Source organism: Corallococcus sp. AB032C (assembly GCF_003668935.1).
Taxonomy (GTDB): Bacteria; Myxococcota; Myxococcia; order Myxococcales; family Myxococcaceae; genus Corallococcus; species Corallococcus exiguus.
The window spans coordinates 109,643-122,803 of sequence record NZ_RAWP01000001.1; the positions used below are offsets into that span (position 1 = coordinate 109,643).

The 13,161-nt window shown below is 69.9% G+C and carries 8 protein-coding genes; 5 read left to right on the plus strand and 3 right to left on the minus strand.

All coding sequences use genetic code 11. The annotated features are described in order from the left end of the window. Positions 1-5: 5 nt before the first annotated feature. Positions 6-722: a class I SAM-dependent methyltransferase gene (locus D7X99_RS00440; protein WP_121775958.1), complete on the minus strand. Its 717-nt coding sequence runs from the start codon at positions 720-722 to the stop codon at positions 6-8. Positions 723-1,163: 441 nt separating this feature from the next. Between D7X99_RS00440 and D7X99_RS00445 the strand changes: the two genes are divergently transcribed. After that, positions 1,164-2,531: a hypothetical protein gene (locus D7X99_RS00445; protein ID WP_121775959.1), complete on the plus strand. Its 1,368-nt coding sequence runs from the start codon at positions 1,164-1,166 to the stop codon at positions 2,529-2,531. A gap of 22 nt (positions 2,532-2,553) precedes the next feature. Here D7X99_RS00445 and D7X99_RS00450 read toward each other — a convergent pair whose 3' ends face one another. Continuing rightward, complete coding sequence (locus D7X99_RS00450) at positions 2,554-4,347, minus strand: sigma 54-interacting transcriptional regulator (RefSeq protein WP_121776036.1); 1,794 nt, start codon at positions 4,345-4,347, stop codon at positions 2,554-2,556. A 621-nt stretch (positions 4,348-4,968) separates the two neighbouring features. Here D7X99_RS00450 and D7X99_RS00455 point away from each other — a divergent pair. Then, positions 4,969-6,198 carry a heparin lyase I family protein gene (locus tag D7X99_RS00455; protein WP_121775960.1) on the plus strand — a complete coding sequence of 410 codons (1,230 nt, stop codon included), beginning with the start codon at positions 4,969-4,971 and terminating at the stop codon, positions 6,196-6,198. An 80-nt stretch (positions 6,199-6,278) separates the two neighbouring features. Beyond that, positions 6,279-6,830 (plus strand): hypothetical protein, encoded by a 552-nt coding sequence (locus tag D7X99_RS00460; RefSeq protein ID WP_121775961.1) that lies wholly within the window; start codon positions 6,279-6,281, stop codon positions 6,828-6,830. 7 nt (positions 6,831-6,837) lie between these two features. Here D7X99_RS00460 and tesB read toward each other — a convergent pair whose 3' ends face one another. After that, complete coding sequence (gene tesB, locus D7X99_RS00465; protein WP_121775962.1) at positions 6,838-7,707, minus strand: acyl-CoA thioesterase II; 870 nt, start codon at positions 7,705-7,707, stop codon at positions 6,838-6,840. Between the two features lie 155 nt (positions 7,708-7,862). Between tesB and D7X99_RS00470 the strand changes: the two genes are divergently transcribed. Both D7X99_RS00470 and D7X99_RS00475 read left to right on the plus strand, forming a co-directional pair. Beyond that, a complete protein-coding gene (locus D7X99_RS00470) occupies positions 7,863-9,308 on the plus strand; it encodes a glycosyltransferase family 39 protein (protein ID WP_121775963.1) in 1,446 nt (481 codons plus the stop codon). A gap of 220 nt (positions 9,309-9,528) precedes the next feature. Next, positions 9,529-13,092, plus strand: a complete 3,564-nt coding sequence (locus tag D7X99_RS00475; RefSeq protein WP_121775964.1) for an endopeptidase — start codon at positions 9,529-9,531, stop codon at positions 13,090-13,092. The last annotated feature ends 69 nt before the right edge of the window (positions 13,093-13,161 follow it).

The window sequence follows — 13,161 nt, forward strand, 5'->3', positions numbered from 1 at the left end:
GCTCCCTACTTGCGCATGCAGACGTAGAAGTTCTCGCCGTAATAGTCGTCGCCGTCGGCCACCAGCGCCTCGCTGAAGCCCACCTTCTCCAGCAGCTTCACCGCCTGGTCCGTGTCCAGGAAGGTGACCATCTCGTTGGGGTCCGTGGTGAGCTTCTGGGCGCAGGTGCGGTGGTGATTCACCGCGCGCTGGAGGCTCTCCGTCCAGCGTCCCTGGGACTCCCATTCCCGGATGGAGTTCTTCAGCACCAGCTCCAGGTCGGGCCGGGGCCGCTTGTTGCTCGTCATGCACAGCACGCCGCCGGGCTTCAGGTGCGTCCAGGCCTCGCGCAGCACGGCCTCCGGGTCCCTCACGTAGAAGAGGACGTTGTTCATCACCACCGCGTCCGCGGCGCCCTCCACCTCCAGGGGGAAGGTCGTCACGTCCCCGGGCAACAGCGTCCAGCGGGCGCGCACCGCCTCCGGCTCCTTCGCGCGGCGGCGCACCGCCAGGGCCAGCATGGCCTGGTTGTTGTCGAAGCCGACGACGCGCTGCCCACGCCTGACCAGGGGTTCGCTCACGAGCCCCGTGCCACACCCCGCGTCGATGACGTAGGAGCGCTCCCGGGTGTCGCGGAGGATCTTCTCGCGCTGCCGCTGGTAGCACGGCAGTTCGGGGATCATCTGATCGTAGCTGTGCGCGAAGTCGTTCCAGATGTTGTCGACGAAGACGGTCTCGGGCATGGGTCCTCCCCCTCCGAGGGGAGTCAGGGTGAGACCCGCTGTTGTCTCCCGGCCTGGCGCCCCCGGGCGATTGCCCCGCCGTCCTCCCCTAACATCCAGGACTTGCCTGTTTCAAATGTATGTGTTGGATTGAATGAACAAACACACCCTGGGGGGCCGGCGGGGGTGTCCGTTCAGTCCCAGGGGACCCGCTCCATTCGTGGTCCGCATGTCTCAGCATTGAAGTACGCGGAGTCCTGCGTTTATTCACTCGGAGGGTGCTGGGAGCGGCGTCCAGCGGCCTTCACCGGTGAAGCTTGCCCTGCGGGGCAACACCAATGAAATCAACTACTTGGGCCCTGGCGCGGAAGGTGCTCTGGGAAGGCCTGCATCGGGAGGCACCGGGTGTCAGAGCCTGGCGCTTGTCTGCGTGGGGGACCCTCAATGCGATCCGAGGTCGGTATGCGTAGGACGTTGAGCCTGTGGGCGATGGTGGTGTTGTTCGTGGCGCTGCGCGCGAATCCGGGGGACGCGCACGAGGTGACACTTCAGGCGGATCCGTGGACGCGGCCGCTGGTGGCGGCGGGCCTGGTGGCCTCCAACACGAAGCGAGAGGCGCTGGGCGGCGGCCTGGCGCACTACAGCTGGAAGGTGCGGGTGGGCGCGGGGAGGTACGACGCCATCACCGTGCACCGCGTGGTGCGCGAGTCGCGCCCGTGGATTCCGGCCCGCAGCAGCCGGGCGGTGTTCATGGTGCACGGGGACCTGTGGGGCTTCGCGCCCGCGTTCCTCACCAACAGCTGCGTGACGACGATGCCGGAGAACCGCTCCCTGGCGGCGTTCCTGGCGAGCCAGGACGTGGACGTGTGGGGCCTGGACCTGCGCTGGGTCGCGGTGCCGGAGGAGGAGACGGACTTCGAGTTCATGGCGGACTGGAGCATCCAGACGCACGTGAAGGACGTGGGCACGGGCCTGGCGCTGGCGGAGGTGGTGCGGCGGCTGACCGGAAGCGGCGGCGATGACCGGATGTTCCTGCTGGGCTGGAGCCGGGGCGCGACCATCGGGTACGCGTACCTGGACGCGGAGTCGCAGCGTCCGCGCGCCCTGCGCCGGGTGGACGGCTTCGTGCCCATGGACATGGTGCTGCGCTACGGGCCAGACGCGGCCCAGCAGCGCGAGTGGGCGTGCCAGCGGTACCAGGTGCTCCAGACCGCCCGCGACGAGGGCCGCACGGAAGGGGGCCTGCTGGGGCCCGGGGCGGGGCTGCCGGTGAAGCAGATCGGCTGGCTGGCGGACCAGTATCCCAACAGCATCCCTCCCAACCCGGCGGCGGCGCTCGCGGGGCTGACCAACCGGAAGGTCGCCGTCATCGCCGCCGGGCAGACCGGGACCCTCCTGGACCCGCTCCAGCCGATCACGCCGGACTACCACCTGGCGGGCAGCATTCCGGACACCGCCGGCAAGCCCGACAAGACGGCCTTCACGCCGGAGCCCACCCTGTTCGACTACTTCCAGTTGGCGGCTCCCTACCAGAGCCTCAACGAGGTGGTGGAGACGGAGAAGCAGCTCTGCGGCCTGAACGTGCCCTACGACGACCACCTGAAGGACGTGAAGGTGCCGGTGCTGTACGTGGGCGCGGCGGGCGGCGTGGGCCGCTACGGCGAGTACTCCACGCGCCTGCTGGGGAGCACGGACGTCACCCACATCATCGTGCGCAACCGGCCGGAAGCGCAGCGCGCGCTGGACTTCGGCCACGCCGACCTGTTCCTCGCCCGGGACGCGCGCGTGCGCGTGTGGCAGCCCATCCTCCAGTGGATGCGGGCGCACTGACGAAAGCGTGGAGGGCGGAGGGCTACTCCGGCTTCCACAACCCGTGGCGCCGGGCCCGGCGGCCCAACGTCACGGGGTCCATGCCCAGGGCCACGGCGGCGCGGCGCAGGACGCCGCCGTGGCGCTCCAGGGCCTCGCGGATGAGGTCGCGCTCCACCTGCTGGAGCCGGGCCCTCAGCGAACCATCCCCGGTGGGGTCCGCGCGGGGGAGCGTGGTGTTGAGGAGCGCGGGCGGCAACAGGCGCCGGGTGAGCATCTCCCCGGGCCGGGACAGGAGCACCGCCCGCTCCACCACGTTGCGCAGCTCGCGCACGTTGCCCGGCCAGCCGTAGCCGTGGAGCACCTCGTCCGCGTCCGGGGCCACGCCCGTGGCGGAGCGCTTGAGGGTGCGGTTGAACTGCTCCACGAAGGCGCGGGCCAGCTCCGGGATGTCCTCCGGGCGCTCGCGCAGGGGCGGGATGTCGATGGTGAAGCTGTTGAGCCGGTAGAAGAGGTCCGCGCGGAAGCGGCCGGCGCGCACCTCCTCGCCCAGGTCCCGGTTGCTCGCGGCCACCACGCGCACGTCCACGTGGCGCACCTGGGTGCCGCCCACCGGGCGGATGTCGCCCGTCTCCAGCACGCGCAGCAGCTTCGCCTGGAGGTTGGGCGTGGTGTTCTCAATCTCGTCCAGGAAGATGGTGCCGCCGTTGGCCAGCACGAAGAGGCCCGGGTGGTCCGACACCGCGCCGGTGAAGGCCCCCTTCACGTGGCCGAACAGCTCGCTCTCCAGCAGCGTCTCCGTGAGCGCGCCGCAGTCCTGGACGACGAGCGGCAGGTCCCCCCGTCCGGAGAGGCGGTGGAGGATGCGCGCCAGCACCTCCTTGCCGGTGCCCGTCTCGCCCTGCAGCAGCACCGCCACCCGGTGGGGGGCCACCAGGCGCACCATCTCCATCACCCGCTGCATGGGCGGGCTGCGAAAGCCCAGGTCCTCCCCGTGGCGGCCCACGCCCACCACCGGCGTCTGGGCCAGCGCGCGCTCGCGCATGAGGTTGCGCTCCAATTCCAGCGCCATGCGCCACTGCTCCGTGCGGAAGCCGTGCTCGCGCCCTGCCTGGAGCACCGCCTCGCGCATGGCTTCCGGGTCCGGCCAGGCGCCCGGCGCCCGGTAGATGCGGCCGGAGTTGAAGAGCGCCACCAGCCGCTCCGGGGCCGCCGGGGCGCAGTAGACGATGCGCGAGGCCAGGTCGCTGGGCGGCCCCGCCCCCGTGGGGTCCACCTCCGCGCGCAGCTCCGCCAGGGACTCCACCAGCGCGAGCGCCCGCGACTCGTCCTGGCCGCACACCAACAGCACCGCCATGTCCCCGCGCGTGAGCAGCGCGTGCACGTCCTCCGCGGTGGCGGCGAAGTGCGGCGTGGCCACGCCGTCCAGGGCCTGGCGCACCGCGCGCGTCTCGTCATCCGAGGCGAAGGCGGCCACCACCTGCAGGTGGGACGAGGCCAGGTAGCGCGCCAGCTTCACGCCGTCCGCCGCGTCGAAGGCGCCGAAGCTGATGCCCAGCGCCGCGACGGTGCCCCCGACGCCCGCCGTGTCGTGGCGCCAGCGCACCGTGCCGTGCACCCGCACGTGGGCGCCCGTGTCCGGCAGCGAGAAGGCCATCTCCACCGGCTCGTTCTCGCGCGGGCCCTCGGAGGGGCTGCGCGGCGTGGCGATGAGCCCGATGCCCGTCTCGCTGATGTTCACGGACCAGCAGCCATGCAACGCCGGCTGGGTCACCACCTTCACGTACAGCGGCTTGCGCTCGCTCCGGGGCACCTGCTCGGAGTCGGGGCGCGACATGGGGTGCGTCACTCGACCGGCCTCATGGCCGCCGCGCGGCGGGCTTGCTGGAAAAATACGAACATTGCGGACGGGGTTTCTGCCTGATTCTCCCGTCATCGCAAGTCGGCGGCAAAGGGGATGTCCTCTCAGCACGCCGCAAGTGGACACGGGTCCAAAGCGCCCTGCCCGGAACACGGCGAACCCTCCCCCACACCGCACCACAACCCACGGCGCGAAACGTCCGTGCTCCGGCGGTGCGCATCCCACGCGACGGGCTGTCTCTCTCCTTCCGGGGTGTTGAAGGATTCCAACCGGGCCGTCTGAAATTGATGTCTGTCTTTCAGTTTCGAACCTGCCCAGCGTGCAAGCGGGCTCAGCGTCGCTTGTGTTCGAAATAAAACTTCGGTATTCGGTTTATCACCTTGGAACACGGCAGGCTTTTCCCCCGCTGCCGGATGGAGCACCGAACACCCGTCACGCTGTCTTTCTCCTCCCGTCGACGCGGCCCTGTCGAACAGGTCCGGGAGCACGAGAGGGGATTGTCCCGCCGTAAAGCCAGACATCCCCCAGCCATGCCCCTGTCTCCTGTCGTTGGAGCATGGCTTTTCACTGCCTGTCCTTTCCCCCTGGGCCAATTCCTTGAAGAAAACCCTCCTCCTGGTTGAAACGTTGTTTGTCCTGGGCGCCGTCGGCTGTGGCGCTCCGGATGGTTCCCTTCCGGTTGAAGACCGCCAGCCGTCACTCGAGACGTCCGGCGAGGACCTCACCACCACCGGCTGCACGCAGCTCACCCCCGCCAGCGTGAAGGCCAGCGGCGACGACGGCACCGGCAGCGTCGCGGCGAACACGCTGGATGATCAGCTCACCACCCGCTGGAGCAGCCTGGGCAAGGGCCAGTGGATTGACTTCGACCTGGGCGCCACCAAGGCCGTGAGCGCGGTGTCGGTGGCCTGGCACGAGGGCAACACGCGGGCGAACACCTTCACCGTCTCCGTGTCGCCGGACGGCTACACCTATACGCAGGTGTACAGCGGCAAGAGCAAGGGCAACACGACCGCGGCGGAGACGTACGCCTTCACGTCGGTGAGCGCGCGCCGGGTGCGCGTCACGGTGCAGGGCAACTCCCTCAACGACTGGGCCAGCATCGCGGAGGCGCGCCCGTGCTCCGGCACCACGACGGCGCCGCCCCCCACCACCCCGGGAGGCATCGTGTGGCGGGGCGACTTCGAGTCCGGCAGCCGCAGCCAGTGGGACGGCACGCAGATGATGTCCGCGGACCGGCTCCAGGTCGTCTCATCGCCGGTGCGCGAGGGCGGCTACGCGCTCAAGGCCACGGTGAAGCAGGGCGATGACCCCATCAACTCCAGCGGCAACCGCAACGAAATCTTCAAGCAGACGAAGGAGGCGGTGGGCTCCGAGTACTGGTACCGCTGGAGCACGCGCTTCGCGCCGGACTTCCCCAGCGTGAACACCTGGCAGCTCTTCACCCAGTGGCACCATGACGGGTGCTGCGGCTCGCCGCCGGTGGAGTTCTACGTCTACGGCGAGGAGATGCGGCTGAACATCGGCGGGTCCCCGGGCACCATCGTCTGGCGCACGCCGCTGGTGCGCAACGCGTGGCACGACTTCGTCTTCCACGTGAAGTGGTCCCCCAACGCGAGCGTGGGCTTCGTGGAGCTGTACTACGACGGCCAGTTGGTGCTGCCCAAGCGCAACATCGCGACGCAGTACTCCGGGCAGCTCAACTACCTGAAGATCGGCCTGTACCGGAACGACACCATCGCGCCGGTGGGCGTCGTCTACCACGACGGTTGGGTGATGGGCCGGACGCAGGCGGACGTGCTGGATGCCAACTACAAGTTGAAGTGAGACACCGGCCGCGTGCCCCGGTAGGCGCCGGGGCACGCTCCGGGATAGGCTTTCACGAGTCCATCCCGAGGAGTCGTCTCATGCGTCTGTGCGCCGCGCTGACCGCCCTGTCCCTGCTGGCGTCCTGCACCACGACCTACGCCATTCCCAAGCCGGAGCTCACGCGGCTGGATGGCTTCCGGGACGAGAACGCGGCGCTGATGCGGGAGCTGGGTGACGTGATGCTCAACCGCGTCACGGACCGCAAGCGCACGGTGCGGGACGTGGAGGGCCAGGCGCACCAGTTCACCTCCGACACGCCGCTGGCGCTGGTCTCCGCCCAGGCGGACACGGAGTTCCAGCGCTTCATCGAGGTGGGCGTGGACGGCGACCGCTTCCGGGGCGTGCCCCTGGAGGGCTCCACCTCCAGCGTCTCCGCGCCCCCGGTCGTCGTGTCCCTGGCGGAGGTGGACCACGCCCGGCTGCGCGAGTTCAGCCTGGGCAAGACGCTGCTCCTGACGGGCACCATCGGCGTCGTGTTGATGGGGTCGCTGGTCATGGTGAGCAAGCTCTTCAAGCCCACCACCGGTTCGGAAGGCGACCGCCCTGGTGGCGTCATCGACCTGGGCCCGACGCCCCGGCTGACGTTCTGACGTCCCGCTAGCGCGCGTCCGTGCGCTGGCGCAGCAGCCCTTCCTGGGCCACGGAGGCCACGAGCCGACCGTCGCGGGTGAAGACGTGCCCGCGCGCCAGGCCCCGGGCGTTGCCGGCCCAGGGGCTTTCCATGGTGTAGAGCAGCCAGTCGTTGACCTTCAGGTCGCCGTGGAACCACAGCGCGTGGTCCAGGCTGGCCATCTGGAAGCCCGGCTGGAGGAACGTCTGCGCGTGCGGCTGGAGCGCGGTGCCCAGCAGGTTGAAGTCGCTGGCGTACGCGAGCACGTAGCGGTGCACCTGGGGCTCGTCGGGCATGGCGCCGTCGGCGCGGAACCAGACGTGCTTCACGGGCGGCTCGGCGGTGGGCTCGAAGGGGTCCACGTACGTCACCGGGCGCATCTCAATGGGCTTGGCGGAGAGGAACTTCTCCCGGGCCCGCTCCGACATCCGGCCCGCGTGGCGCCCCAACAGCTCCAGGTCCGTGGGCAGCGACTCCGGCGGCGGCACGTCCGGCATGGTGGCCTGGTGCGTGAAGCCCGGCTCCTCGCCCTGGAAGGACGCCATCAGCGTGAAGATGGGCTGCCCCTTCTGGATGGCCACCACGCGGCGGGTGGTGAAGCTGCCGCCGTCACGCACGCGGTCCACGGTGTAGACGACGGGCAGGCTCGCGTCCCCGGGGCGCAGGAAGTAGCCGTGCAGCGAGTGCACCGCGCGCTTCTCCTCCACCGTCTGGCTGGCGGCGGACACGGACTGCCCCAGCACCTGCCCTCCGAAGAGCTGCCGGAAGCCCAGGTCCTGGCTGGCGCCACGGAACAGGTTCTCCTCGATGGGCTCCAGCTTCAGGAGCCCCAACAGCTCGTCCAGCACCCGGCTCATGTACGTCCTCCCGTTTTGACGCACCCCGTCCATATCCCAGCCCCGGGCCCGTGCGCGCGGACCAATGTAGAGTGCGGCGCCTTTCCGCCCCGGAGGAGCCCGTGGCCTCGCTTTCCCTGCCAGACGCCGTCCGGCGGCACCCGGCGGCCTGGGGCATGGCGGCCACGTTCGCCGCCAGCCTGCTCCTGCGCGGGCTGTACCTGGCGGGTTCGCCGGACCGGGACTGGCCCTTCTCCGTCTTCTTCGCGGGCGACGCGCGCTTCTTCCACACCGCCGCGATGGACCTGGCGAGGGGCCGCGAAGGCCCCATCGCCCTGCCCTACCACCCACCCCTGTTCCCCGCGCTGTTGGGCCTTCTGTACCGGGTGCTGGGCGAGCCCGCGGGCAGCGCACTGCCCTACAAGCTGGCGCTCGCCTGTCTGGGCGCGGCCACGGTGGCCTTCTGCCAGGGCTTCTGGCGGCGTCTGTTGGGGACGCCGTGGAGCCTGGTGGCGGCGGGGCTGTACGCCACGAGCTTCGGGTGGCTGGTGCTGTCCACCACGTACAGCAATGAAACGCTGTCCGCGCTGTGGCTGTGTTTCACCTGTGCGCTGGCATTGCGCATGGGCGGCGCGGTGCCGTCCTGGCCCGCGGTGTTGGGATTGGGCGCGGTGATGGGATGGGGCACCCTCACCCGCGCGGAGCACCTGGGGCTGTGGCCCTTCCTCCTGATGTATGCGTGGACGGCGCGCGAGCGGGGGCCCTGGAAGCCGTGGGCCCTGCGCTGGGGCGCGGCGATGGGCGTATCCCTGCTCCTGCTCGTGCCCTCCGCGCTGCGCAACGTGGACACGATGCGCGAATTGAACGCGCGGGCGCCGCACCTGGAGCCGCTGCCGGAGTGGGTGCCCGTCACGGTGTACGGGCCGCTCAACTTCGCCATGGCCAACCACTCGGGCGCCACCGGGGGCTTCACGCCGGCCCTCATCAATCAGGGCGGCAACAACGGACAGTTGGACCCCTCCCGCCCGGAGCACCGGCGCCTGCTCTTGCACGGCTACGCGGAGGGGCTGCGCTGGATGGTGGCCTCGCCCGGCGACGCGGCCGGGCTGCTCTGGACGAAGCTGGACCTGTGGCTGGACGGCCTGCGCCTGGGCGTTGGCGTGTCGGACGTACCCGGAGGCCTCACCGGCGAGCGCGCCCCGGTGGACGTGTTCGTGCCCGACTCCGCGTGGCTCAAGTGGCCGCTGGCGGCGCTGCTCCTCGCGGGGATGCTGCTCTCGCTCAAGCCCGCGCACGCGCCCTTCCGGCTGCTGTCGCTGGTGGTGCTGCACCGGGTGCTCATCACGCTCGCCTTCTTCGGCTATGCGCGCGGCCTGCTCGTCGTCTTCCCCGCGCTCCTGCCGCTCCTGGTGCTGCCATTGAAGGTCCTGGGCGAGCGCCACGCGGCCATGGCCCGGCGGCTGCCCGCGCTCGCCGGGGCGCTGCTGCTGCTCCTGTGGGTGGAGGCCGCGCTCGTCGCCACGCGCGAGCCGCCCCGCCGCTTCATGGCCAGCGGCACCACCGATGCAGTCAACGGCAAGCTCATCCAGGACGACCGCGTCCGGCTCTGGCCCCAACCCTGAGCAGGCGTCCGGATGGAATACTGCGAGCGGATCAAAACACTCCGAGAGTGAAGAACCGCTTGGTGAACACTTCAACCACTCGAATTCACTCATTTTCTTTTAATTCATAGTTACTCAGGAATAACCGCAATTCATTTTTAAAAAGCGAATGACCTAAGCAGGAGGCGCTCCGCCCCGGAGCCCGCCGGTCCCGTCCGGCGGCATCACCCGAGGAGACGTCATGCGCCCCCTGCGGTCCGCGTTGTGTTGTCTTGCCCTCCTGGTGTCATCCACGACGTACGCATTCCAACCCTCCCAGCCCGAGCAGCAGAGCGCGGCGGCGAAGAAGGCCTTCTTCAAGCCAGACCTGTACCTGCCCATCCAGAACGTGCCGCTGGAGAAGGCGCGGTCGCTGATGCCGCGCGCGGGCGCGGACAAATGGGCGGGGTTCGTCACCCGCTTCGGCGGCAACGTGCAGGTGTACCTGGATCCGCTGTCCGGCATGCCCACGGGCATCCAGGGCAGCTTCCCGCTCATCCCGGGTGACGGCTTCCGCAACAACGTCTCGCTCGAGTCCGTGCGCCAGGGTCTGGGCCGCTCGGTGGGCAGCGTGGACGAGTCCGTGGTGGGAGAGCTCGTCTTCAAGTTCGTCGCGGACCATCAGGACGCGATTGGCGTGGACCTCTTGCAGCTGGGCTCGCCGCGCGTGACGCAGGTGACGGAAACGCTGTGGCAGGTGCACATCCCGCAGGTGGTGAACGGCATCACGGTGCGGCACGGCCGGCTGGCGGCCACCATCAGCCACGGCAACCTCGTCCTCCTGGGCACGGAGGCGTGGGCCAACGTGGGCATCGATACGAAGCCCCGCTTCACCGCGAACCAGGCCATTGCCGCGGGCAGCACGTTCCTGGGCCAGACGCTGTCGCCCACCAGCCTGTGGCAGCAGCCCACGCTGGAGGTGACTCCGTTCGCGCGCACGGGCGCGGCCTTTGGCCAGGGCTACGGCCACGCGCTGGTGTGGAGCTACGGCTTCTCCAACCCCGGTGAGCACGAGCGCTGGAAGGTGACGGTGGACGCCAACTCCGGCGAGGTGCTCGCCGTGGAGGATGACAACCACTACTTCGACGCGCAGGTGAAGGGCGGCGTGTACCCGTCCACCAACATCGGCACCTGCACGTCGAAGGAGACGTGCGGCACCATGCAGCCCAACACGCCCATGCCGTGGGCGAACACGGGCTTCGCGTCGCCCAACAACTTCACGGACGGCGCGGGCATCTACAACTACAGCACCGGCACCCTCAACACGACGCTCGCCGGCAAGTACGTGAGGATCGCCGACAGCTGCGGCGCCATCAACGTGAGCTCCGCCACGGGCAGCCTGGACCTGGGCGGCGTGAACAACGACCACGACTGCACGGTGCCCGCGGGCACGTCCGCGGGCAACACGCCGGCGGCGCGCTCCAGCTTCTACGAGCTGAACAAGATCAAGGAGGTGGCCCGCGGCTGGCTGCCCACCAACACCTGGCTGCAGGGCCAGCTGACGTCCAACGTGAACCTGTCCAGCACGTGCAACGCGTTCTGGAACGGCAGCACCGTGAACTTCTACAAGTCCGGCGGTGGCTGCCGGAACACCGGCGAGATTGGCGCGGTGTTCGACCACGAGTGGGGCCACGGCATGGACAACTTCGACTCCAACGGCTCGCTCTCCAACTCCAGCGAGGGCTACGCGGACATCGCGGGCATCCTGCGCCTGCAGACGTCCTGCGTGGGCTACGGCTTCTTCCAGACGACGAACACGGGCTGCGGCCTCACGCCGGACGGCACGGGCTACAACCAGCAGGAGGCTCAGGTCGCGGGCCAGTCCTGGTGCAACCTGCGCTGCTCGGGCGTGCGCGACGCGGACTGGGCGGCGAGCGCGCCGAACATCCCGGCCACCCCGCAGAACTTCACCTGCCCGATGTGCTCGTCCGGCTCCGGCCCGTGCAGCAAGCAGGTGCACTGCGCCGCGTCCCCCGTGCGCCAGGCGGCGTGGGACCTGGTGGCGCGCGACCTCACGGCGGCGCCCTTCAACTACAACTCCAACGACGCGTTCCTCTTGGGCAACAAGCTCTTCTACCAGGGCTCCGGCAACATCGGCACGTGGCACGCCTGCAACTGCTCCGCGGGCACGTCCGACGGCTGCGGCGCGACGAACGGCTACATGCAGTGGCTGGCCGCGGACGACGACAACGGCAACCTGGCGGACGGCACGCCGCACATGACGGCCATCTACGCCGCGTACAACCGCCACAACATCGCCTGCTCCACGCCCGCGCCCACCAACGGCGGCTGCGCGGCGGGCCCCACGGCGGCTCCCACCACCACGGCCACCCCGGGCGACAGTCAGGTGAGCCTGTCGTGGACCGCTTCCGCGGGCGCCAGCCAGTACTGGGTGATGAAGACGGAGGGCTTCGCGGGCTGTGACTTCGGCAAGGCGCGCGTGGCCACCGTCACCGGCACCAGCTACACGGACCCGGAGGTCGCCAACGGCCGCCAGTACTGCTACTCGGTCGTTCCCGCGAGCAGCAACGCGTGCTTCGGTCAGGCGTCCGCCTGCACCTGCACCACGCCCACCTGCGCGGCGCCCGGCGCGCCCACGCTGTCCACCCCCGCCTCCGGCGCGACCGGTGTCGAGCTGCTCGCGGTGCTGGACTGGGCGGACGTGACGGGCGTGTCCGGCTACGAGGTCCAGGTGGCCACCGACAGCGCCTTCACCAACGTGGTGCGCAGCGCCAACTCGCTGGTGGCCAGCACCTGGACGGTGTCCCCGGGCCTGTCGGCGACCACCGCCTACTACTGGCGCGTGCGGGCGCTCAACTCGTGCGGTGGCACCAGCTCCTGGAGCGCGGCGCGCAGCTTCACCACGCGCGGCTGCGTCACCCTGGCGGCCCCCACCCTGACGGCCCCCGCCAACGCGGCCACGGGCGTCGCCCTGGCGCCGGCGCTGGACTGGTCCGACGTGACGAACGCGTCCGCGTATGACGTGCAGGTGGCCACCGACAGCGCGTTCACCAACGTGGTGCGCAGCGCCACCGGCCTGTCCACCAGCGCGTGGAACGTGACGCCGGGCCTGTCCAACCTCACGGCGTACTACTGGCGCGCGCGGGCCACCGACAGCTGCGGCGCGAGCCCGTACAGCACCGCCTTCAGCTTCACCACCACCAACGTGTGCACGCCCACCGTGGCCACGTACAACTCCACCCTGCGCACCCCGGCCTGCGGATCCGTTTGCGGTTGCGACACCGGCACCACGCTCGTCAACGGGCGCGGCACGATGTCCGGTGGCATCGAGCCCAACCAGCCCAACACCCTGGGCGCCACCTGCACGGACGGAGCCTCCGGCGTCTACCACTCGGATGAGAGCATCGACCGCATCGTGCTCAAGACGGTGGACCAGGGCACCATCACCCCGGGCAAGCAGCTCACCGTGGACGTGACGGTGTGGTGCTACGGCACCACGGACCAGCTGGACCTGTACTACACGACGAACACCACCACGCCCGCGTGGACGGCCGTCACCACCGCCCAGGCCTGCACCGCGGTGGGGCTGAAGACGTTCTCCATCCCCGTCACCGTGGGCAGCACCACCGGCAACCACGCCGTGCGCGCGCAGTTCCGCTTCGGCGGCACCGCCTCCAGCTCGTGCGTCACGGGCAGCTACAACGACCACGACGACCTGGTCTTCAACGTCGCGTCCGCGGTGGCCACCAACCCCACCGCCCCGTCCGCGAAGCAGGTGCGGGGCCGGGCCCTGACGGCGCGCTAGTCAAGACGCGCGAAGCCGTCCTTCAGTGACATGGGGGCTCCCGGTCCACGCCGGGAGCCCCCGTGCCTT

Excerpts from the sequence above, each read along its gene's own strand:
- D7X99_RS00440 (WP_121775958.1), bottom strand. The coding sequence starts at position 722 with ATGCCCGAGACCGTCTTCGTCGACAACATCTGGAACGACTTCGCGCAC.
- tesB (WP_121775962.1), bottom strand. The coding sequence starts at position 7,707 with ATGAGCCGGGTGCTGGACGAGCTGTTGGGGCTCCTGAAGCTGGAGCCC.
- D7X99_RS00470 (WP_121775963.1), top strand. The coding sequence starts at position 7,863 with ATGGCGGCCACGTTCGCCGCCAGCCTGCTCCTGCGCGGGCTGTACCTG.
- D7X99_RS00445 (WP_121775959.1), top strand. The coding sequence starts at position 1,164 with ATGCGTAGGACGTTGAGCCTGTGGGCGATGGTGGTGTTGTTCGTGGCG.
- D7X99_RS00460 (WP_121775961.1), top strand. The coding sequence starts at position 6,279 with ATGCGTCTGTGCGCCGCGCTGACCGCCCTGTCCCTGCTGGCGTCCTGC.
- D7X99_RS00475 (WP_121775964.1), top strand. The coding sequence starts at position 9,529 with ATGCGCCCCCTGCGGTCCGCGTTGTGTTGTCTTGCCCTCCTGGTGTCA.
- D7X99_RS00450 (WP_121776036.1), bottom strand. The coding sequence starts at position 4,347 with ATGTCGCGCCCCGACTCCGAGCAGGTGCCCCGGAGCGAGCGCAAGCCG.